The 20,553-nt window shown below is 38.3% G+C and carries 24 protein-coding genes; 10 read left to right on the top strand and 14 right to left on the bottom strand.

Annotated elements, in window-relative coordinates; all coding sequences use genetic code 11:
* Positions 1-17: 17 nt before the first annotated feature.
* Positions 18-1,283: an RNA-guided endonuclease InsQ/TnpB family protein gene (locus CRI9333_RS21405; protein ID WP_015205248.1), complete on the top strand. Its 1,266-nt coding sequence runs from the start codon at positions 18-20 to the stop codon at positions 1,281-1,283.
* 88 nt (positions 1,284-1,371) lie between these two features.
* Positions 1,372-2,346 (top strand): cysteine synthase A, encoded by a 975-nt coding sequence (locus CRI9333_RS21410; protein WP_015205249.1) that lies wholly within the window; start codon positions 1,372-1,374, stop codon positions 2,344-2,346.
* A gap of 177 nt (positions 2,347-2,523) precedes the next feature.
* Here the strand turns inward: CRI9333_RS21410 and CRI9333_RS28425 are convergent, their stop codons facing one another.
* Positions 2,524-3,411 carry an NB-ARC domain-containing protein gene (locus CRI9333_RS28425; protein WP_315863875.1) on the bottom strand — a complete coding sequence of 296 codons (888 nt, stop codon included), beginning with the start codon at positions 3,409-3,411 and terminating at the stop codon, positions 2,524-2,526.
* Positions 3,412-3,429: 18 nt separating this feature from the next.
* Entirely contained in the window at positions 3,430-3,912 is a 483-nt protein-coding gene (locus CRI9333_RS28430; RefSeq protein ID WP_315863857.1) for a hypothetical protein, read from the bottom strand.
* Between the two features lie 276 nt (positions 3,913-4,188).
* Between CRI9333_RS28430 and CRI9333_RS21420 the strand changes: the two genes are divergently transcribed.
* The 3 genes from CRI9333_RS21420 to CRI9333_RS21430 are packed head-to-tail and all read left to right on the top strand — an operon-like array spanning position 4,189 to position 5,770.
* Positions 4,189-4,851 carry a hypothetical protein gene (locus CRI9333_RS21420; protein ID WP_015205250.1) on the top strand — a complete coding sequence of 221 codons (663 nt, stop codon included), beginning with the start codon at positions 4,189-4,191 and terminating at the stop codon, positions 4,849-4,851.
* A 43-nt stretch (positions 4,852-4,894) separates the two neighbouring features.
* Positions 4,895-5,380 carry a tetratricopeptide repeat protein gene (locus tag CRI9333_RS21425; RefSeq protein WP_083890039.1) on the top strand — a complete coding sequence of 162 codons (486 nt, stop codon included), beginning with the start codon at positions 4,895-4,897 and terminating at the stop codon, positions 5,378-5,380.
* A 57-nt stretch (positions 5,381-5,437) separates the two neighbouring features.
* The gene (locus CRI9333_RS21430) at positions 5,438-5,770 is read left to right on the top strand and encodes a hypothetical protein (RefSeq protein WP_015205252.1); all 333 of its coding nucleotides are present in this window, start codon (positions 5,438-5,440) and stop codon (positions 5,768-5,770) included.
* 94 nt (positions 5,771-5,864) lie between these two features.
* Here the strand turns inward: CRI9333_RS21430 and CRI9333_RS26970 are convergent, their stop codons facing one another.
* Positions 5,865-6,008: a hypothetical protein gene (locus CRI9333_RS26970; RefSeq protein WP_157462364.1), complete on the bottom strand. Its 144-nt coding sequence runs from the start codon at positions 6,006-6,008 to the stop codon at positions 5,865-5,867.
* 5 nt (positions 6,009-6,013) lie between these two features.
* Here CRI9333_RS26970 and CRI9333_RS21435 point away from each other — a divergent pair, with 5 nt between their 5' ends.
* The 4 genes from CRI9333_RS21435 (at position 6,014) to CRI9333_RS21450 (ending at position 7,266) form a co-directional block, all read left to right on the top strand.
* Positions 6,014-6,214, top strand: a complete 201-nt coding sequence (locus CRI9333_RS21435; RefSeq protein WP_015205253.1) for a DUF6888 family protein — start codon at positions 6,014-6,016, stop codon at positions 6,212-6,214.
* The gene (locus CRI9333_RS21440; RefSeq protein WP_015205254.1) at positions 6,214-6,423 is read left to right on the top strand and encodes a DUF6887 family protein; all 210 of its coding nucleotides are present in this window, start codon (positions 6,214-6,216) and stop codon (positions 6,421-6,423) included. Before CRI9333_RS21435 ends, CRI9333_RS21440 begins: the two co-directional genes overlap by 1 nt.
* Positions 6,424-6,604: 181 nt before the next feature.
* A complete protein-coding gene (locus tag CRI9333_RS21445; protein WP_015205255.1) occupies positions 6,605-7,078 on the top strand; it encodes a type II toxin-antitoxin system VapC family toxin in 474 nt (157 codons plus the stop codon).
* 2 nt (positions 7,079-7,080) lie between these two features.
* On the top strand, positions 7,081-7,266 hold the full coding sequence (locus CRI9333_RS21450; protein WP_015205256.1) for a hypothetical protein: 186 nt from the start codon (positions 7,081-7,083) through the stop codon (positions 7,264-7,266).
* Between the two features lie 116 nt (positions 7,267-7,382).
* Here the strand turns inward: CRI9333_RS21450 and CRI9333_RS26270 are convergent, their stop codons facing one another.
* Complete coding sequence (locus tag CRI9333_RS26270) at positions 7,383-7,628, bottom strand: DUF433 domain-containing protein (RefSeq protein ID WP_232229365.1); 246 nt, start codon at positions 7,626-7,628, stop codon at positions 7,383-7,385.
* A 135-nt stretch (positions 7,629-7,763) separates the two neighbouring features.
* Positions 7,764-8,513 (bottom strand): 4'-phosphopantetheinyl transferase family protein, encoded by a 750-nt coding sequence (locus tag CRI9333_RS21460; protein WP_015205257.1) that lies wholly within the window; start codon positions 8,511-8,513, stop codon positions 7,764-7,766.
* 13 nt (positions 8,514-8,526) lie between these two features.
* On the opposite strand from CRI9333_RS21460, the gene CRI9333_RS21465 reads away from it, so the two are divergent.
* Entirely contained in the window at positions 8,527-8,805 is a 279-nt protein-coding gene (locus CRI9333_RS21465) for a (2Fe-2S) ferredoxin domain-containing protein (protein ID WP_015205258.1), read from the top strand.
* 48 nt (positions 8,806-8,853) lie between these two features.
* On the opposite strand, the gene CRI9333_RS21470 is transcribed toward CRI9333_RS21465, so the two are convergent.
* From CRI9333_RS21470 to CRI9333_RS21505, 9 genes are all read right to left on the bottom strand, one after another.
* Entirely contained in the window at positions 8,854-10,251 is a 1,398-nt protein-coding gene (locus tag CRI9333_RS21470; protein ID WP_015205259.1) for a sugar porter family MFS transporter, read from the bottom strand.
* A gap of 367 nt (positions 10,252-10,618) precedes the next feature.
* On the bottom strand, positions 10,619-10,786 hold the full coding sequence (locus CRI9333_RS28645; protein ID WP_390370117.1) for a transposase: 168 nt from the start codon (positions 10,784-10,786) through the stop codon (positions 10,619-10,621).
* A 7-nt stretch (positions 10,787-10,793) separates the two neighbouring features.
* Positions 10,794-11,453, bottom strand: coding sequence for a class I SAM-dependent methyltransferase (locus CRI9333_RS21475; protein ID WP_015205260.1), 660 nt, complete (start codon positions 11,451-11,453; stop codon positions 10,794-10,796).
* A gap of 69 nt (positions 11,454-11,522) precedes the next feature.
* On the bottom strand, positions 11,523-13,271 hold the full coding sequence (locus CRI9333_RS21480) for a M48 family metallopeptidase (protein ID WP_041226154.1): 1,749 nt from the start codon (positions 13,269-13,271) through the stop codon (positions 11,523-11,525).
* Positions 13,272-13,436: 165 nt separating this feature from the next.
* Entirely contained in the window at positions 13,437-13,916 is a 480-nt protein-coding gene (locus CRI9333_RS21485) for a nucleotide exchange factor GrpE (RefSeq protein WP_015205262.1), read from the bottom strand.
* A 38-nt stretch (positions 13,917-13,954) separates the two neighbouring features.
* Entirely contained in the window at positions 13,955-14,941 is a 987-nt protein-coding gene (locus tag CRI9333_RS27445) for a hypothetical protein (RefSeq protein WP_015205263.1), read from the bottom strand.
* A gap of 9 nt (positions 14,942-14,950) precedes the next feature.
* Entirely contained in the window at positions 14,951-17,377 is a 2,427-nt protein-coding gene (locus CRI9333_RS21495; protein ID WP_015205264.1) for a hypothetical protein, read from the bottom strand.
* The gene (locus CRI9333_RS21500) at positions 17,374-17,952 is read right to left on the bottom strand and encodes a LysM peptidoglycan-binding domain-containing protein (RefSeq protein WP_015205265.1); all 579 of its coding nucleotides are present in this window, start codon (positions 17,950-17,952) and stop codon (positions 17,374-17,376) included. Before CRI9333_RS21500 ends, CRI9333_RS21495 begins: the two co-directional genes overlap by 4 nt.
* On the bottom strand, positions 17,949-20,159 hold the full coding sequence (locus tag CRI9333_RS21505; protein WP_015205266.1) for an Hsp70 family protein: 2,211 nt from the start codon (positions 20,157-20,159) through the stop codon (positions 17,949-17,951). Before CRI9333_RS21505 ends, CRI9333_RS21500 begins: the two co-directional genes overlap by 4 nt.
* Between the last annotated feature and the right edge of the window lie 394 nt (positions 20,160-20,553).

Consider the following 20,553-nt stretch of genomic DNA (forward strand, 5'->3'; position numbering starts at 1 on the left):
AAAGAGTAAAGAGCAAAATGTTCGGTTGTCAGCAAGTCAGGATCAATCCAAGCAAGGAAGTTAATGCTGTTCTAGAGTATCTGTGCGGTGAGTCTAACAAACTCAATAATTGTGCTATTTACTATGCTAGACAGGTTTATTTCAAGACAGGAAAGATAGTTAACAAATTTGCCTTAATTAATGAGTTAAAACAAAATTCTCACTATGGGGCTATGCACTCGCAAGCAGCGCAACAGACTATCATATCCGTAGCTGAATCTTTTTCATCCTTCATCGGATTGCTTAAAGGCATAAACAATGGTGCGGTAATTCAAAAACCCAAAATGCCTAATTACAAAAAGAAGGGAGGACTAGCAGTAGTCGCTTACCCGTCTCAAGCAGTTAAGTTCAAGGCTGAAGGTTTAAGATTCCCCTTAGGAACTAAAGTAAAAGCATGGTTTGGAATAGGCGCTTTCTATCTGCCTATGCCTTCTAATCTGGATTACAAAAACATTAGGGAATACCGGATATTGCCAAGAAACGGAGAGTTTTACCTAGAGCTTGTTTACAAGGCAGAAACCGTAAAGGCTGAAGTAGATAATTCTTCATCTCTGGGAATTGACCACGGAATTGACAATTGGCTGACTTGTGTTTCCAATACCGGAACTAGCTTTATTGTTGATGGGAAACACCTAAAATCTTTAAACCAATGGTACAACAAACGGGTGTCGATATTAAAAGAAAATCAACCCGAAGCCTTTTGGTCTAAACAGTTAGCTCGTGTTACAGAAAAAAGAAACAGACAAGTTAGAGACGCTATTAACAAAGCAGCTAAGTTGATAATTACTCACTGTTTAGAAAATCAAATAGGGACTGTGGTGTTTGGTTGGAATAAAGGGCAAAAAGATTCTGCGAATTTGGGGAGTAAAACTAACCAAAAGTTTGTTCAAATCCCTACTGGTAGATTAAAGGAACGGATTAAACAGCTTTGCGAACAATATGGAATTAAGTTTGTTGAGACGGAAGAATCCTATACATCTAAAGCTAGTTTCCTAGATAGTGATCAACTGCCTAAATTCGGTGAGAAACCCGAAGGGTGGAAAGAAACAGGGAAGCGGGTTAAACGAGGCTTGTACCGGACTGCAAGTAATCATTACATCAATGCAGATGCAAATGGTTCAGCCAACATACTTAGAAAAGTAGCGACAACACTAGGATTTGATCTTGGTGGAGTTTGTAGAGGCGCTTTGACTACGCCCTTAAGGTTCAGACTTTGGACTCTTAAAGAATCCCACTGCCTTTAGGCGTGGGAGTGTCAATTAAATAAATTGCACGTTATTACGCTGCTATCAGCCAAAATTTTTAAAGGAAATAACTTTAGGTAATTTGGGAATGGATATCAAAAATGGGTTTGTCGGCTCCGTTGGTAACACGCCACTGATCCGCTTAAATAGATTTAGTGAAGAAACTGGCTGTGAAATTTTAGGGAAAGCAGAATTTCTCAATCCAGGCGGTTCTGTAAAAGATCGGGCAGCACTATATATTATTGAAGATGCTGAAAGAAAAGGTTTACTTAAGCCTGGTGGCACAGTTGTAGAAGGAACCGCAGGTAATACGGGTATTGGTTTAGCTCATATTTGCAATGCCAAAGGTTACAAATGCCTGATTTTCATTCCCGATACCCAGTCTCAAGAAAAAATTGATATGTTGAGGACATTAGGTGCGGAAGTGCGTCCTATTCCTGCTGTTCCTTACAAAGACCCAAATAACTATGCCAGAATTTCTGGGACAGTAGCAGCACAGATGGAAAATGCGATCTGGGCAAATCAGTTTGATAATTTAGCAAATCGTATAGGACATTATGAGACAACTGGGGCAGAAATTTGGGCGCAGACTGACGGGAAAGTTGATGCTTGGGTAACAGCTACGGGTACTGGTGGAACTTTGGCGGGGGTATCATTGTTCCTGAAAGAGAAAAATCCGGCAATTAAAACTGTTTTAGCAGATCCGATGGGTAGCGGATTATATAGTTATGTGAAAACAGGGGAAATTACCATTGAGGGTAGCTCAATTACTGAGGGTATAGGTAATAGCCGCGTTACTGCAAATATGGAAGGCGTACCTTTAGATGATGCTATCCAAATACATGATACTGAGGCAGTGCGGGTAGTTTACCGCTTGTTGAAAGAGGAAGGATTATTTGTAGGTGGTTCGACTGGGATTAATGTTGCAGCAGCAGTAGCTTTAGCGAAGCAAATGGGGTCAGGTCATACAATTGTGACGATACTTTGTGATAGTGGATCGAGGTATCAGTCGCGGTTGTTTAATCAGGAATGGTTAGCATCTAAGGGACTTTCGCCTGATTAAACGCCGACACCTGCACTATGTGCGGCTACACAAGCAAAGCCTGCCTACGCAGGCTTGAAAAGCTTTAAATATTGCTTTTAACCTCGTTCCCAGGTTGAACCTGGGAACAAAATCTAGGAGGCAGAGCCTTCTTTATTGATCGTAGTGCAAGTAAGTTTTATATTTTTTAAGATGGAGCTACTGAGCTAATTTTATAGCTGTGATTAAATATTCCTTCAGTACAAGTGAAATAGTATAAAAATTTGCTTGCTGTTCTATTAAACAACGCCGTGATAATGATTGTATTGCGTTGAGTAAATCTGTTGCTGGAATTATGCTATTTTCTAACAGTTTGGCTAGGTTGACTGGTTTACTTTCTTGTGCCAATAATAAGATAACTTGTTTTTCTAGGGGAGATATGCGATCGCACTGCCGTTCTAAAACATCTTTCAAATCTTCCGGTAACAATATCGTATCATGTGGTAATAACTCACTCGCCCATCCTCCCAAGTCTTGAATCAAAGTCGCCACAGTTTTTAAATATAAAGGGTTGCCTTGATAACGCTGAATGAGTGCTTCCCAATTATCAAATTCTTCTAACCCATAATCTTTTAGTATTTCCCGCCCGCCTGCAACATCTAAACCTTTAAGTTGTAAGCTACGAATAAGAGGATTTTTGCTATTAAGAGGAACTTCTCTAGGTTGTTCCCAACCGATTAATATAAAACAGCTTTGATGTGATAATTTTTCTATCTGTTGGAATAAGTTGCGATATTCTTCATAGCCTTGTTTATATTTACCTGCAAACTCGCCATTAATAAACAGGTTATGAATATCATCCAATACTACTAAACAACGATGTTTTTGTAAGTATTTAATTAACGGTAAGCCTTTCTGGTTATTTTCAGATAAATCTAGCTTTTCCGACTGCGAGAAAAACTGTATCAAGTTATCTTCAAATTCAGCAAAGGTGGGGGATGCTTCTAAACTATGCCAAACTACATACTCAAAATCATCTTTAATTTGTTGAATTAGTTGCGCTGCTAATGTGGTTTTACCAATACCACTAATACCAGTGAGTGATATTAAGCGACAGCGTTGTTGTCAAATCCCTGTTTTAAGTGTTTCGAGTTCAGGAGTGCGATTATAGAAATCACCCAAGTATGGCATTTCGCTTAAATCTTGAGGCGAGGTTTGAGATTGTTGTGTGTTACTTATTTCCTGATTATTTAAGTTTGAATTTGGTATATCTTGCGGGTGTCTAGCTTCTCCACAGATGTTAAAACTACCGCTCACTACAACGTCTTGTGCAAATGTTAAAACATTAGAGTTTTGCAACCTCTCCAGTGTTGATCGTAAATTAGATTTATTAACATCTTCTCCTAACTCTTCTGAAAGCATCTGCCACAACTTTGAGCCGATATCCCTAACACGACTTTCCGAACAGTCTAAATCTTTAGCTATTTGCTTATATTTCTCATGTTGTAAAGTGCCTCGCAGTACCGCCTTTTGTAAATCGCTGAGGTGTTGACCTGTTTTTGTGAATACTATCTCATCAGCAATTTTTAGCATTTCTTCAATATTCATTGCACAGGCAGATGCTATTATTTTATGTATTCTAGATCACATTTACCACTTTTTAGTACATTTTTGTACAAAACTATATTAAAAGAAGTCAAGACTGAGAAAAATTGGCGGCAAAATTGAACTCTTTTTGGGTAGACAAAGCTTTTATTAATAAGGAATGATAAAAAAAGTGTTAAAGCGTAAATCGAAGGATTAAACGCTTGCCGTTTTATACCTGTAATTAAGTGTTATCTCCGCATCTGCTGTCATCCTTTATAAAAATTAATCAAACAAAAAATGGCGCAATTCCTATTCCCAGATGAAAAGCTTAAAAAAATTAGCGAAGATGGTTATCAATTATACCAGGTAGCCAAACAAAGCTGTGATGCTCAGGATTGGTACAAAGCTGGTGACAAGTATGATGCTACTTATACAGGTTTGTGGGGTGATGTTCTTTTTTCTGGTGTTCAATTTGGTACACCTCAGTTTGCACAGACTGGACTAGATTTCATGTTTTTTGATCTAAGCCAAGAAAACAATAGAATAATATTTGAAAAAAGTTTATCAGCGATGAGGGAGAAGGTTATTGTAAGTTGCGAGTTTTATCTTAAAGCACTTGAAATTAATCCGAATCACTTTTTGGCAAATCTTCAGCTTGCTACTGCACTGACAGCCGCCTTACAGGTTATTTCGGGAATCTTATACTGGTCAAAAGCTCTGCAACTCAATCAAGAAGCTGCTTCAAGAGGCTTAACTGCTGATTCAATGGCAAGTTTTCATAGAGGAGTTGCGACTCAGCTAGTCATTCTAGCTCTTGAGGGTAATCAGGCAAAGATGCTAACCGCAATTAAGAAAGTCGATTCTAACTTAGAATTTTTTGAACAAATGAGAATAGCTACAGACTTGCTGAAGTCTAGCCCATACATTAAGAGTCGGATTAAAGATTTTGGACTTAAATAATCAATTGTATTGGGTTTAGAAAATTTTCGTATAAAAGGTGTGTATGATGACAAATTATGATACAACCGCTAAGGCAGAGCTACTGTATTACCAAGGAAATGTGAATGCAAGAAGCGGTTTGTTTGAAGATGCTTTGTCTCTCTACGAGCAAGCTATAGCACTTGATGGCAACAACCCAATGTATTACAACAATCGATCTGCCGCCCTCAAGAGGTTAGGAAGATTCCAGGATGCAATCAAGCAATATGAAGAAATTGTCCAGAAGTTTCCTGATTATGGAAAAGCTTTCCTTTCTATAGCAAGTACCAGCATTGAGACTGGCGACTATCAGGGGGCTGTTTCTAGCTATCGTCGTTTTTTTGAGGCATACAAAAAGGGAGATTTCACCTTTAATCCAATTGTGGGAGGCATCAACCAAAGTGTGTATGGTGATGACTTACTAGAAACTGCACTGATTACATCAATCAACTACCTTTCTGAAGAACAAAAAAGGCTTGCAATGCAAGCTTTTGTGGAAGCACAGCCTTGATTTAATTCCTATACAAAGCTTTGATCTCTAAGAAATGATTGGAGAAGTATTAACGCCATGACTTACGCAATGTCTCAACCAATTACTGAAGTTTATTACAACCTCTTGTTGCTTACTAACCTTGGAAATGAAGAAACAGGAGGTACGCTTACAGTCGATTCCTACACTTTTGATCCCCAATTATCTAAAGGAGATGTCGTTCAGATCGAAGAATGGAAGATACCAGTCGGAGGACAAAACCAAACTTTATCTTTTGAAGCAAGAGTCATGGAAATAAAAAAAGTTGTTGTACGGCATCATTGCCTCAAGGTTAATATCATTTTGGAGTCACCTAATAGAGAAACAATCCCTCAACTGGAAGAAGCTTTGGAAAACAAAAATCCAGACTAATTTCCGAAATAATTATATCTTGAGCGCTCTTAGAGATTGGGTTAATATAATGAAAACCAACATTATTTTATATCCATAATTTCATATATTTTTATTATTCCAATCCGATCGCACTACCAAAAAATCTCAGGCGGTGCGATGTTTGTATAAAGAGCGATCGCAAGTTTTTTTTCTGATGAGCGATCGCACCACTATAGCCTAAAATAAAAGCAAGATTTTCATTACTCACAACGATCATCGTCAATGGTATATGGTAACGAGGATATAGACTTACCAAGTGGTGAACAAGGCATCAGATGTGTCATACTATGTCAATCCTTGACCAATACATTTACGCCTATTTATGTTGTTCGCCTCGACGAGCGAACAGGTAATGTGTTTATCTTGGCAGGAGATAACATAGAAATAGAAATCTATCGTAATGGTCTGTGGAGGTTTTTGTAATGAAACCTAATTTTAGTAGCATGACTAAAACTGAGTTAAGAGCTTATGTCATTGCTCACCCTAATGATAAAGCAGCGTTTCATGCCTTTGTTGACCGTTTTACCTCTGTTGCATCAACCGAGACTTTTGATCTTCCTAAATCAACTGCTGAGGTTGAGCAAGTTGAGAGTTTGATTAGACAAAAGTTAGCACAATTAAATACAAACTAGGACTAAAGTGCGTAGGCGCAGCCCACCGTAGGTATCGCCTACTTTCGTTACGCACTGCCAAAAAATCCCAGGCGGTACGATGTTTGTAGAGAGAGCGATCGCACTTTGGCAAACTAAGTGATCGCTCCAATTGCTATATAGTTATTAGCATGGTATTAAAAAATCACTGGTAGAGATTTAGGTGAGAGAAACTGTTTACATTGAGACTAGCATTTTGGGCTATTTGACAGCTAGATCGACCGAAAACTTAATTCTGGCGGCAAATAGTAAGGTGACACAAGATTGGTGGGAAAAGCGCCGTATGGATTTTGATTTATATATCTCTTTTATAGTTTTAGATGAATCAGCGCAAGGCGACCCTGAAATAGCTGCAAAACGGTTAGAAATTTTACAAAGTATTCAATTACTAGAGCCTACTGAGACGGCAGAAAAATTAACTTTACAATTTTTAGCAAAAAGCAATCTTCCGTCAAAAGCTGCCAATGATGCTGCTCACATAGCTCTGGCTACAGTTCACGGTATAGATTACCTGTTAACATGGAACTGTAAGCATATTGCCAATGTGCAGATCCAGAAAAAGCTGGCGAAGGTTTGTCTGGAATTTGGTTACGAGCTACCAAGAATTTGTACACCTTATGAGTTAATGGGCTTCTAAAAATGCTAACAAATGAAATTATGAAGGAAATTTATCAGTTTCGAGAAGCTCATGCCAAAGCTTTCAACTATGATGTAGCTGCGATGTTTGCCGATTGGCGCAACAGACAAGCAAACAGTGGTAAATGCTCAGTAACGCTGCCACCACAGATGTCTGACAAGTCGTTGGAGCGCACGGGGCAAAAATAGTCAAAAGTTAAGTGATTTCCCTTAATGCAGCACTCGCTCTCACACTGCAAAAAAATCCCAGGCGGTGCGATGTTTGTAGAGAGTGCGATCGCAAACAGCACTATCAACAATAACATTCATATTGCTTGTCGCTGTTGCTTGTAGTTATAGTCTTTCTCATAGTCAATAGTACAGAATAACTCTAATACTTTCATTTGTTGGCGACGTTGAATGTACTGGCGTAAAGCTTCTTCTATTCGGACAATCTGTTTTTCTGTCTCTTCCAGCAAGGCGATGACCTGTTCTCTGGTTACGGTAGGAAATCCATCTAAAAAATCGTTAATTGATTCTCCTGCTTTAAGATAGTCTAAAAGCGTCTGCACAGGAACTCTAGTAAAGAGCAAAAACTGGAGTGCCGCTCATAATTTCAGGGGATGCGCTAATAATTGGCGAATCCTTAAACATAAGTTTTTACTCTAAGTTTTGTAATTCTATATTTTACAAATTCTAATTTGCTATTACTCTAACCATTGCCAGCAGTTTATCTGCCCATCTTTTCCTGAAAGAGCGATCGCACCAGCATAGCCATCCACAGCCTTTAAATCTTGCAATTGCCAATTTGCAGCCGCTTCTTTCGATCCAGCAATACTTAATAACTTCGCTGGTTCTCCTGGTATTAATGATACTTCAAATTGATTTAGAGGTTGTGATAGTCCAGCGCCACAAGCTTTTACATAAGCTTCTTTTCGAGTCCAGCAGTTGAAAAATGCTTGTTGCTTTTGATGTTCAGATAGCGATCGCAATATCTCAGCTTCTTTAGCCGCAAAAAATCTTTCTGCCAGTTGTTCCGCATCTGCCATCGGGCGGATATATTCGATATCTATCCCAACAGCGCGATCGCGCGTCACCCCATATAAAGCTAAATCTTGTGAGTGAGATACATTAAATTGCAGCTTACTTACAGCTAAATCTTCTGCTAGTGCAGGCTTTCCTTGGCTACCATAAGAGAAATTGACTAAATTGGGCGCAATATTCAGATAGCGACTAAGGATAGTTCTCAAGTAACCTCTAGCAACAATAAAACGTTTTTTGTGCTGTTCAAAATAAAAGCGATCGCTTCTAGCTTTCTCGTCGTCAGACAGCGTTTGTGCTAATTGTTCTACCCGCCCTGCTGGTTGGTCTAAAACAGCACACCAAACATGAACATCATCATTAGAAAGTACCAACTCTGCTGGCGGTAAACCCCATAAAATACTTTGCTCAAGCACTGAAATATCCTAAATGTCTTCCCAAAAATCTGTTTTAGTTTGTCAAAACACTGCTTGCCGTAAAGCTGGTGCTACTAAAGTATTGGCTGCTTTCCAAGCATCTCCTGTAGCTGATATTACAGTAATCGGTAGCAGATGTTTAGGACAATGTGGCAATGGTCCGATGGTAGTCGTCATGCCTGAAGAAGTTTGGTACGGCCGTGTTCATGCAGAAGAAGTTCCCGCAGTTGTAGAAAGACATCTGCGGGGTGGTTGTCCGGTAGCAGGAATGCTTTATCGGAAATTTCATTAAGGTGAATTAGAAAACCTACTTTTGTAGTAAATACGAATATTTACCGCCTTACATATCTTCTAATTCAATTCCTTTGGTTTCCTTAATATAAAAGAGAACGAAAAACAATGAGATAGCCGCCGCAGTTGTATACACACCATAGGCAGCACCTAGTCCGAAATATTGCAGTATAGGAGGAAATGTCGTGGAAACAGCGAAATTTGCCACCCATTGTACGGCTGCTGCAATTGAAAGTGCAGCCGCACGAATCTGATTATTAAACATTTCTCCCAAAAGTACCCAGGTTACAGGCCCCCAAGAGAAACCGAAACAAAATACATAAAGGTTAGCTGCGATCAAAGCTACAGTACCTGCCGAACCTACCAAGGTAGGGTTGCCAGCAGCATCCGTCGGAGCATTGCCAAAAATAGAAGCCATTGTTCCCAAGGCAACAGTCATGCCAATTGACCCTAGAATCAGCAAAGGCTTACGACCAAATTTATCTACAAAAGCGATCGCCACCAGCGTAGTAATAATGTTTACCGCTGCTGTAATCACAGTAATAGTTAAAGAATCTTTTTCTGAAAACCCAACTGCCCGCCACAAAATGCTGCTGTAGTAGAAAATCACATTAATCCCAACTAATTGTTGGAATACAGATAAACCTATTCCTATCCAAACAATTGGAAGCAGTTTACCACTTCTGCCCAAAAGGTCAGTTAATTTTGGCTCCCGCTCTCGCATTACTGTCTGCCGAATTTCTTCAATTTTGGTTCGTACGTCACCACCCAAAATTTTAGTAAGAACGTCTTCAGCTTCTTCTTCCCGCCCTTGGGCAACCAAATAACGGGGAGATTCAGGAATAGCTAAAGCTGCCATCCCGTAAAGCACTGCTGGAGGGATTTCCGTCCAAAACATCCAGCGCCAAGCGGCTATGCCAAATAAAAATGGTGCCTCTGCTGAACCTGCTGTTACAGCAATAAAGTAGTCGCATAGCAGAGCAATGAAAATACCAACTACAATCGCTAATTGCTGGAGAGATCCTAATCTACCTCGCAAATGGCTGGGAGAACATTCGGCAATATAAGCTGGCGCAATCACACTAGCAGCACCAACGGCAACCCCACCCAATAGTCGCCAAAAAATAAAATCCCAGATAGTAAAAGCAATTCCAGAGCCAATAGCACTAATGGTAAACAATACTGAAGCTACTACCATTGCCTTAACTCGGCCATGACGGTCTGCAATGCTGCCTGCATAAAATGCTCCTACCGCAGACCCCAACAATGCTAACGATACTGCTAGTCCAGTCAGTAAACTATTGGCATTATAAGCTTTAGAAAAGGCTGCAATTGCACCGTTGATCACCGCAGTGTCAAAACCAAACAAAAAGCCGCCAAGAGCAGCAGCACCAGCAATTAAAATTACATAGAATGTGTTGGATTTACGCCGAGTAGTAACGGTCATAATTTATGTCTCATAGATATATTGAAAGTGTTTGTGTGTCACAACTGAGTTTTAGCTAGTTTTTGCCGCAACTAACCATCAAAAGTTTTTACCTATAAATTAGTCAGCACACGATGACTTTTTATAGTTTTAACTTTGAAAAAATCCGCATACTCGCAGAGGTGAAACCTGTAATTGATCGCATCTGACAAGCTTTTTAAATAGCTTTACCAGAAATTTTTGGTTAAATAGTTAAGCTGTATTTTTTATACTAAATAACCATTATCAAAAACCTATTCCAAAAGGCATGAAAAACTAAACTTGTTAAATAAAGATACAATTTAGTTAGCAAATATTAAGAAAAGATACGGATACTGCTAGCGAAACATTACTTAATATTTGAGCAGTAGGGTGGTAAGTACAGCAGTTTACAACCTGTATTATGAATCAGTTGTTGGATGCGCTCACCTTTAGGGAACGTGGCATTATCTATTACTACAACCTGTCCTATTTCGTATAAAAATACTATTAGTCTAAATAACACACTAAAAATCACGACTATTTCAACCAATCAAAGCTCGTTCTGCTGTCCAATGCCGATCAGAAGATTGATAAACTTTAGCGTGATCTAAACCAGTTTGCTCTAAAAGGTACTGAACCTCATCTAATGTAAATGCTGCGTGTAAAGAATCACTAAATAGCTTCTTTTGATGCTCATTATAATCAGACCCAATACCTTCTACTAAATGATTGATAATTTCCTGATTAGCTGGTCTAATCAAATCGCGAATTAGGATAGCACCGTTGGGTTTTAATACACGCTTTATTTCCAAAAAGAAAGGTAGAGGATCGGGTAAATGGTGGACAATACTATTGGAAATTACTAAATCAAACTGCCCATCTAAATAAGGCATTTGTTTGGCATCAACTAATTCAAGAGAAATTTGTTGTTGTAAGCCAGCCTGGGTAACATTTTTTAATCCTACTTCCAGCATTGATTGCGCTAAATCAATACCAATTATTTGCCACTGTGGGCGCTGTTGACAAATTATTATTGGTATACGCGCAGTACCAGTACCAGCATCTAAAACTTTAGCTGTTGCTGGTGCTAAAGTAATCGCTTTTTCAGCAAAAGCTGTGTTAACTTCTGTGAAGTCCATTGAGTCATACTCAATAGCTTCTTCCCAGCTATCCATTACTTCTGGTTCTAGAACTCGTTGCATCAAAGTTAGGGGGAGGAGAGAGGGGGGAGGAGGGAGGGGAGAAGATAGCAAGAGTAAACAGAATTTTATCTAAAATTGTAGTTCTAATTGTTGACGACGATCGCGATCGCGCCTACTCTGTTTTTTGTCTTTAGCTTTCGCTAGTATTTGCTTGACTTTTTCTTTAATTTTGGCGTGTCGTGACACCCCCTCATAAGCAAAGCGGTTGTAACCGTTTGTCTGAATCAAACTTTCTAAATAGCTAATTCTTTCGTTAGTAACTGGGTGAGATGATAACAAACTCAACAAAGGGCGATCGCGATCTTGCTTATTTAAAGTTACCATCAGATTGTGCAAACCATCAGCAGCATATCCGGTAGAAGTCAAAAGCCGTGTACCCAAAAAATCAGCTTGACGTTCCATATCTCTGCTATAGTCGAGAACTATTAAATTACCGAGAGTGCCACCATAAGGGATAAATTGGGTAATATTAGCAGTTAAATTTCCCTGAGTTGCTAACTGAAATCCATGAGATAAAACAGCATGGGATAACTCATGCGCCATTAAACCAGCTAACTCTGCTTCTGAATTACTGCGAAGAATTGCACCAGCATTCACAAACACCTTACCACCAGGTAAAGCAAAGGCATTGAGTTCGTCATCCATGACTACATAAAACTCATATTCAAAATCTTTGCGACCTGCTACTGTAGCTAATTTATTACCTATTTCCCTAACATAATCTAATACTTCTTGATCTTCTACCAGGGGTAAAGCTCGTTTAGCCTGCTTAGATACACCTTCACCTACGGCTGATTCTCCCCTCAGCAGCATTGCTGTTGATTGTACTGCTGTAACAGGACCAAGTAAACTACCAGTGACGGCATAGCCTAAGACACCAGTAATCGCATTAACAATTGTATTTCCTCTCAATTCTGCCCGTAGATGTGATTGATAGCGTTCTAAATTTTGATCTGCTATTTTAGTAAATTCGTCAGACTGGGGATTATTAGGGTTAAGTAAAGCAAATTGACGTGCTGCTAACGAAGCTTCTAACCACTGTTTTGATTCTCCCATTAGAGCAATTTTTGCACTTAATAGCTCTGGTTGGTTAGGATATAAAGTTGTAGCTTTTTCTAATGCTTGTAATGCTTCTGCACTACGGTTGTAATTTGTTAATACTTGAGCATAGCGCAATTGACCAGGGATAAATTCTGGGTATTTCTCTACTAAGTTTGTCAGTGGTACAAATATTTTAGTTTCCAGCCCTTGTTGTAACCCGGCTGTAGAAATACGCCAGTAAACCTGACCTGCTACTGGCAATTTTTCCAAATCAGTAATGGGTTCTTTCCGTTCAGTAGTTGTTGAAACTTTCGAGAAGGGGGTTTTAGCTTCTCGGTAAATTTTTTCTGCTGCGGAATATTGTCCCCCCAGGTAAAGTTGGTCTGCTTGAATTAACTTTTGCTGACGGGCAATTTCTTCTGGACTCGGTGCAGGTTCTTTGTTTTCAGAATTACTTGTTTTGGGAGTATCACTATCCTGATTTGGTGAGGGTTTTTTATCCTCTGATGAATTAGAATTATTTGGTGTTGTAGTTGGTTTTGGTGTAGTAGTTGTAGACTGGTTAGAAACTGGTTGATCTGGGATGACGATAGTAGGGACTGCTTGGGGCGATCGCTTTTCCTGTATTGTTTGCTTAGTTGGGTTAGATATAACTGTTGTTTGCGCTACGACATCACTTTGCCCGCGTACTACTGGCGTATAAGTTGGCAAGATAACTAAGCTTAGGGGTAATGCGCTAGTGAGAGTAAATAGTAAAGTCTTGAAAGCAGGTTTCATATTTTTTTTAATTAGCACTCTCTTTCTCCACTTTATCGCGTAGATCTCATAAAATAGCTAGGTAAAAATAACTACTTCAGGCGACAATTTCGCTATTGATGCAGAATTAATCCAAATCAATAGACTTAATTTTAGTTATCACCATAAATAGGCGATCGCCTTAATTTATTCTTTTTTAGAAGTAATTACTTCTATGGGGCGTAAAATTTTATCACCAAAACTAAAGCCTTTGCGGATAACCTTTGTAACAGTTTTATCTTCAAGCTCTGGTCTAACTTCAGACTCAACAACTCGGCAGATGTTAAAATCTACTTGTGTAGTAGATAACTCTAATTGCTGTACTTGGCGTTTTTCCAGCACGCTACCGAACTTTTTATAAACGGCTTTGAGAGATTTGGGTAAACGTTTAATAAACTCTGGGCTAATATCGGGATGCTCATCCATATAGTTGATCATAAATTCTAAAGCATCCATAGCTTCTAATAGTTCAATATAAAGTTCTTCACTAGCTGATAAAGCTTTTGTCTGTTCTTCACGCCAAGACTGTTGTAGTGAAACTTTTTCTTTCATTAACGAGCAAAACGCTTGCAGAAGTTGCTCGCGTTCCTCACTGCTAAAGTTCAACACTTCGGGATTTTCAATCACGTTATTTATTCCTTAGTAAGTTTATTTTAAGAATTTTATTATAAAGCCTGCGTAGGCAGGCTTTGTTTGTTTGGTTCCCCACCATCGACGGGTGCGGGTGTTTTAGCAGATAGAGAGTTCAAAGTTTGTATTGCCCATTTTTGCACCTGGGGATGATTAGTAGTAGATAACTGCTGACACAAAGTTATGGCTTTTTTTAACTGTCCAACTTCGTGATATGCCTTGACTAAATAAATCTGTGCTTGGATATATTCTTTGGCTTTTCGATTAGCACAACTTTGGCTAAATTGCTCTAGTAATTTTACTGCTTCTACATAACGTTTTTGGTTAAAAGCTGCTAGAGCAGTTTCAAAAGATACTTTTGGCTGTATCTTTTCTTGTTCACATAATTCTTGAGCTTTGTTTGGAGCAAGCAAATCAGCAAGTGCTTTTTCTGCCCAGTTTTTTAATTGTGGATGTTCGCCAGTAGCGAGTTTTTTGCAGAGTGCGATCGCTTCCTCTAAATTACCACTAATTTTATATGTTTCCACTAACCATATATGAGCTTTAAAATACTCTGTACCATTCTGTTCTAAACAACTTTGCAAAAATTCATTTAATAATTCAATCCCTTTAGTATGATTTCCTTGTTGACAACTCTCTATCCCAGATTGATATAAATCTAGACGTGATAAACTAACAGTTTCTTTTTCTAACTGTTCTTCTCTTAATGATTTACTAATTGCTGCATCTAATCTATCAAATTCTGGCAAAAATACCAGCGCGGGGACTGGAGTTTCTAATAATGATAAATCCTCACGCTTAAAACGTTTAATAACTGGCAATACCGGACGGAAATAATCTGCTATAATTCGCTCTGGCGTTTTTAAAAGTTTCTTTTCCGCATCCGCAATAACATTTAAAGAATACTGCTTACGCTTCATAGCAGCTACTTTAGCAGTGACGATTTCTGCTTTAGAAGCCGCCTGAGAAACGCCGAGGACATCATAAGGATTGAAAGCTATATGTTTTAAATCGTTGCTCATATTTTCAACTTAATAACGTAATCCTAAACTTCTGTAAACTTCTTGAAAAGCTGGTTCATTTGGACAAATTTCATAAGCCCATCTGCCAAGTTGACGAATTAGATCTGGCTCTCTTATAGTGGAATTATTTACTCCTTCTACTAAAATCTCCACTAAAAACTCGGCTACAATATATTTAACTCTTGCGTTTCTTGAGTATTTGGCTTTATTAACCATTTGTTCATATTCTCCCCGCTTGAAAAGCGCCTCAATCTCTTCAAGTTGTTTGTGAATTTCTACTTGTTCAAGTAACGCATTAACCACAGGATTATTGGGATCTATTTTTTTAACTTGTTCCAAATCTTTTAAAGCTTGACTTGGTTTGATTTTTTCCTTAGCTAGTTTTTCCCTAATCGCTTCAGCTTTATATTCAGCTAAATAACTTCTAGCAGATTTGCTATCTAATAAATCGTACCAAAACTGAGCAAACTCTAAATGTTCCTTCAAATAATTAATTGCTTGACGTTGTAAATTACAAAGCCGATCTATTTCATTTTGCCAGTCTTTATCAGTTTTAATTTGTAGCTTCGCTGCTTGCAGTGATGAAACTGCATCGCGCCAACGTTGCTGCTGAAGATAATGGCATCCCTCATGGTAAGATATAAAGTTAACCGCAAATCGTTCTGCTTCATTAATGGGGGATAATTTAGCCTTAATTTGAATTGCTCTAGCCGTATCCCCTTCCAGACAAGCAGCAACAGCTAAACCCCAGTTTGTATAAAGTGAACCCCAAAGTTTACCAGGCAGATTTTCTGCTTGTAATTGTTCTTGATAACGTTGGTAACAACTAGGAGTTAAAAATAAATTATTTACTCTAATCCCACAAGTAGGATGATTTCCCATTAAATTTAATGCTGTCGATTCTAAGCGATAAATATCTCGTAATTTAAAATACCGCTCTATATCTCGATCTTTTACTGTATCAATTGCCTTTTCTAATAATTGTTTTAAATTAGTAGTAACTTCTGTTAAATTAATCTCACTACTTGAGATCCAAGGAAGATCTTTAAGAGACGGATCTATACTAATATTGGCTAAGGCTGCGGAACCAGCAACAATCCAGTCTTCAAGAGTATTAGCATCAATTTGAGCGCGGTAATAAGTCGCTACAGCCCAATTATGTAAAGAAGTAATATCTAACTGTTTCCGCCAATTTTGTTCTGCTGCAATAGCGATTTTTTTCCAATCATAATTTTGCCATTCCTCCGCTTGTATACGCGGTTTAATGTGGAGTTCTAAGTTAGCTTTAACTAATGATTCGTTGCCATTTTTTTGAATAAATGCTATACTAGATGTTGATGCTGCATCTAAATTATTAGCATCAACAAATTGCTCAATTTCTTGTACTTGCAGCAAGCGATCGCGCTCTGCTAAAATTGCGATAATATCACGCTGCTCTTTTACCTGAAGATCGGATAAAGATTGCCATTCTCGATCTGCTTCTTCTAAATAACCTTGCTGCGCTAAAGCAAAACCACGAAGATATTTTGCTTGCTCATGCTCAATATCTTTTAACAAAGAAACTGCTGTTTCCCAATTCTGGGTTTTAATTTCTAATATTGCTAGACGAATCTGGCATTCTGTAACATCGTAAAATAAATTTTTAGCTTCTCTATAATTATTGAGAGCAACAAAGAAATTACCTTCTTTCTCTGCTAGTAATCCCGCTCGAAACTTTTCTTTACCTTCAAGAGTTTTCTGAATTTTTTCTAGTAACTCGATACCATCTGAGCGAGGAAATTTTGTTAATGCTGGTTCCAGCAGTGAGATCGCCACTCTTAATTTACCTTCTTTTGAAGTTTTTTCTGCTTTATTTAAGGTTTTTTCATAAGTTTCTTCCGCAACAATCTGAGATGAGCAATGAGCTATTGCCGCTTCTACATCAGCAGTATTGTAAATTTTTTGAGCATCAAAATAAATTTTCAACGCTAATTTAAAAAAGCGTTTTTCTGCTGCCTCATCTGCTGGCACTATTAATTTCTGAAACTTAATTCTTTTGTTTAATTCGTGTTGGCAGTCCCCAAGCTTTTTACTAAAATTATCATCATGTATTATCAGATTACATTGCTGATATAGTTTCAATGCTGTAGCTAACAGTTCGCTTTCTAAAGGATTGCCTGTATCCTTTTTTAATACTTTCTCAGCTTGAGCAGCTAAATTGTCAGCTTCAGTAATTTTTCTGCGCCACTGCTGCAACGACGATCTTAAGGAATCTAACAGATCTCCTAATGCTAAATGGCGCAAGATTTTCTCCCAAAAATTCGGCGAATTTGACCAAGATGAGAGGATTTCTTCAGCGATTTTAACAGCTTCTCGGAACTGCTTTTTTTCAGCTAAACGTCTCGCTTCTTTAGCATCTTTTTGAGATTTTTCCGCTTGTTTAAATATATCTGTCATCGGCAATTCTCCTCAAGATTGGGGATAATTAATATTTCACGTTCAATTAAATTATTTTGGCGTTTTTCCAGTACAGGATTAGCTTTGGCAATACGTTTCCATAACTTACCTTTGCCATAAAAACGTTCAGCAATTAACCATAAATGATCTCCACGTCGCACTTTATAGCGAAAGTCACCAGTACATTTAGCTTTGACTGTTGGAGGTTTTGTTTGAGGAGTTTTTGCTAATAAATCATCAATTCTTTTGTTAGCAGATGCTTTTTGTGGTGAAGTTTGACTAGGAGAAATTGCTGTACTTTGTGCAGGTTCATAAATTGATGATGGTAACTTCAAGAATAACCAACTGCTAACTGCACCTAAACTGATTCCCATAATTAATATGAGAATAACAACGCCAGATGTAAACTTATTAGTTATTGTTGGCTGGGGAATTTGTTCTGGTTTGGGAATAACGGCTACAGGTTTCTTTTCTGTCAGTAGCCGCACAAAAGTTAAGTCAGTTTCACAGTTAGGACAAATGTTATCAGTAATTTCTGGGCGATCGCATACCGGACAAGTTAATTTTTGGCTCATCTTCTAATTCCTGTTGCAATGCTACCACTGGGCAGATCTTGATCGATCCAATTACTAACATCTGGTTGCAAATCATTCCATAGTCTCTCCGCCTCATTTCCATCGCCACGTTTCATCGCACCCAGCATCCGATCTAGCTTGTCACTCATAGCATTAGCTTGTGTAGGAGATGTTACTGAAGCACGAGCAATTGCAATTAAGGATGCTTGTACGAGATGGACTAAATCTGGCAAAAGTGCTAACTCTTGCTTAGTATCTTCTGAGAGCTTTTGCATTGCTGAGAGATTATTAGTGGCGATCGCCTGCCGCAAATTCTTACTCAGATTTAGTAACCTTTCTTGTTGTGCTTCAGGAATGATAAAATCACAAGCTTCTAGTAAAAACTCACAGCGATTTGCTAGTGCTTCGGCTAAACTGCGATCCTCTGAAATAGATGCCTTAAACTCAGCAAAATCCGCTTGAGCGCGATTTCTAATATCTGGGCGTTCAATTCCATTAGCATCAAAAATTTGGTTAGTTAGTTGCACAACTGGAACTATTTTCTTCAACACTTCCTCAGCGCCAAAAACTGTCAGATTGCTAGAGTTAACTTCAGAAATTACTTGCTCAATTTCTTGGGATATTTTTTCATCTACTTTTCCACGAGATAACGAGCAACTAACTTTTACAGACGGATTATTTTTTAGTACCGCCGTCACTTGCAAATAACTTTTTTTCTCGTCAATTTCCAGAGTTACTAAAACCTCAGTTCCTTGCGGGTAGTATTGATCTAACCCCAACCACATTTCACCAATTCTATCTTCCTTATTAACTCGATCTCGATCCTCTCTGACATGATCTGGACTGAAAAACTGAAGGTGTACTAAACGCTGTCCATCTGCAACTGTCTTAAAAGTCTGAGCAGTTTTAACTGGCAAAATTTCACCGCGACTAATCAGCTTATGTCTTGGATCATCAACCAATTTAATAGAATAGTCACGGGATAAAGTACCAACTTTTTCAGTTAACCCTGCTGCTACAATTGCTGCACCTTCAGCAACAGCATACATCGGACGCGGGTGAACAACTACCTTATCTGCGCCAAAAGCTTCCCTAACTTTCTTTTGTACCAACGGAATTTGTGATGAACCACCTACCAGCAGCACAACATCAATCATCTCCGTAGGATATTCAGAATATTTAATTGCATCCTTACAGATAGCAATAGAACGTTCCACCAACGGCAAAATCATTCCCTCAAACTGTTCGCGAGTTAATTCCACATCAATATATATACTTGCTCCAAACTCATCTAAAAGCGGAGTAGCGGGAATAATTTTCGCTGAAGATATATTGCTTAAATCAATTTTTGCTCGTTCGGCTGCTAGTTTTAAGTCAGCATTAAAGCGCACTCGCTGATAGTGAGGCATTTTAGCAATTAAATAATCGATATCATCTATTTCTTCCTGCCGTGCAGCTTGTTCCTTAATAAATTTGATAATTAAATTATCAATATCATCACCACCCAACCATAAATCTCCCCCCTTCACAGATTCAATAAATTGATTACCAGCCACAGTAATTAGGGAAGAATCAAAAGTTCCACCGCCAAAGTCATAAACTAAAATAGTTTGAACATCTTCGGAATTAGGTTTAAACCCATAGGAAATTGCGGCGGCTGTAGGTTCCGGTAATAATTCTAGTAGTGCTAAACCTGCTTTCGTTGTCGCTGTTTGGGTAGCTTGTCTTTGTTTATCATCAAAATAAGCTGGAATCGTCACAACTACAGAAGTAATTGTACCTTTTTGCCCTTTTTCGCTCTGATAAGAAGAGGCATTTTGGACAACTTTTTTGATAATTTCTGCTGAAATATCTTCTGGTTGATATTCCTTACCACCTAACCAAACAGCAAGGCTATTTTCTGTACCTTGTGTAGATTGAGTAATTTTATAACCAAATCTCGATAACTGTTGTTGAACTACAGAATCGCTGAAACCACGACCAATTAAACGTTTGATGGAAATAATCACATTTTCTGGGTCTAACCGTAGTTGGTTATAAGCTTTTTCACCTATTAACAGCTTTCCTTGTTCCTCAGCAACTACTGAGCGTGTCAGTTTTCTATCCGGTGGGCTATTTTCATCATTTGTTACCACCTCAACATCAGCAAATTTGAACGCCGCAACCGAGTTAGTTGTGCCTAAATCAATCCCAACTACATTACCCACTAAGTTCTCCTACGTTATCTTTGGGTCGTGATGAATTTTATTTACTTTTTAAAATAATTAATAAAGATTTTTTGATTTTTGAGTATAAATTTTGGCTCAAATATGAGCTTACCAGAGGTTTGTATAAGATCGTGTATAAGTTAATTACTTAAAATATACAAACGTGGGAAATTTATCCCCAATCTGTGATCGCACTAGCTCGATCAAGTCAAGTTGTGATATAATTTACAATCAATTTAATTTATGAAAAATTACCACATTTCTAAGAAATAGTAAATTGAAAAGATAAATTATATTAAGTTCGGTCGCTTAACCATAATATGCGTAGGGGCGGGAAGACATATCAAATTTGCAACTGATAAATATCTTGGTTTAACCCGCCCGTACCAGTTAA

The organism is Crinalium epipsammum PCC 9333 (assembly GCF_000317495.1).
Lineage (GTDB): Bacteria > Cyanobacteriota > Cyanobacteriia > Cyanobacteriales > PCC-9333 > Crinalium > Crinalium epipsammum.

Excerpts from the sequence above, each read along its gene's own strand:
- CRI9333_RS26970 (WP_157462364.1), bottom strand. The coding sequence starts at position 6,008 with ATGATCGTTGTGAGTAATGAAAATCTTGCTTTTATTTTAGGCTATAGT.
- CRI9333_RS21450 (WP_015205256.1), top strand. The coding sequence starts at position 7,081 with ATGCTAACAAATGAAATTATGAAGGAAATTTATCAGTTTCGAGAAGCT.
- CRI9333_RS21420 (WP_015205250.1), top strand. The coding sequence starts at position 4,189 with ATGGCGCAATTCCTATTCCCAGATGAAAAGCTTAAAAAAATTAGCGAA.
- CRI9333_RS21465 (WP_015205258.1), top strand. The coding sequence starts at position 8,527 with ATGTCTTCCCAAAAATCTGTTTTAGTTTGTCAAAACACTGCTTGCCGT.
- CRI9333_RS21495 (WP_015205264.1), bottom strand. The coding sequence starts at position 17,377 with ATGACAGATATATTTAAACAAGCGGAAAAATCTCAAAAAGATGCTAAA.
- CRI9333_RS21480 (WP_041226154.1), bottom strand. The coding sequence starts at position 13,271 with ATGAAACCTGCTTTCAAGACTTTACTATTTACTCTCACTAGCGCATTA.
- CRI9333_RS21500 (WP_015205265.1), bottom strand. The coding sequence starts at position 17,952 with ATGAGCCAAAAATTAACTTGTCCGGTATGCGATCGCCCAGAAATTACT.
- CRI9333_RS21410 (WP_015205249.1), top strand. The coding sequence starts at position 1,372 with ATGGATATCAAAAATGGGTTTGTCGGCTCCGTTGGTAACACGCCACTG.
- CRI9333_RS21425 (WP_083890039.1), top strand. The coding sequence starts at position 4,895 with ATGATGACAAATTATGATACAACCGCTAAGGCAGAGCTACTGTATTAC.
- CRI9333_RS21435 (WP_015205253.1), top strand. The coding sequence starts at position 6,014 with ATGGTATATGGTAACGAGGATATAGACTTACCAAGTGGTGAACAAGGC.
- CRI9333_RS21475 (WP_015205260.1), bottom strand. The coding sequence starts at position 11,453 with ATGCAACGAGTTCTAGAACCAGAAGTAATGGATAGCTGGGAAGAAGCT.
- CRI9333_RS21405 (WP_015205248.1), top strand. The coding sequence starts at position 18 with ATGTTCGGTTGTCAGCAAGTCAGGATCAATCCAAGCAAGGAAGTTAAT.
- CRI9333_RS21430 (WP_015205252.1), top strand. The coding sequence starts at position 5,438 with ATGACTTACGCAATGTCTCAACCAATTACTGAAGTTTATTACAACCTC.
- CRI9333_RS28430 (WP_315863857.1), bottom strand. The coding sequence starts at position 3,912 with ATGAATATTGAAGAAATGCTAAAAATTGCTGATGAGATAGTATTCACA.
- CRI9333_RS21440 (WP_015205254.1), top strand. The coding sequence starts at position 6,214 with ATGAAACCTAATTTTAGTAGCATGACTAAAACTGAGTTAAGAGCTTAT.
- CRI9333_RS21470 (WP_015205259.1), bottom strand. The coding sequence starts at position 10,251 with ATGACCGTTACTACTCGGCGTAAATCCAACACATTCTATGTAATTTTA.
- CRI9333_RS27445 (WP_015205263.1), bottom strand. The coding sequence starts at position 14,941 with ATGAGCAACGATTTAAAACATATAGCTTTCAATCCTTATGATGTCCTC.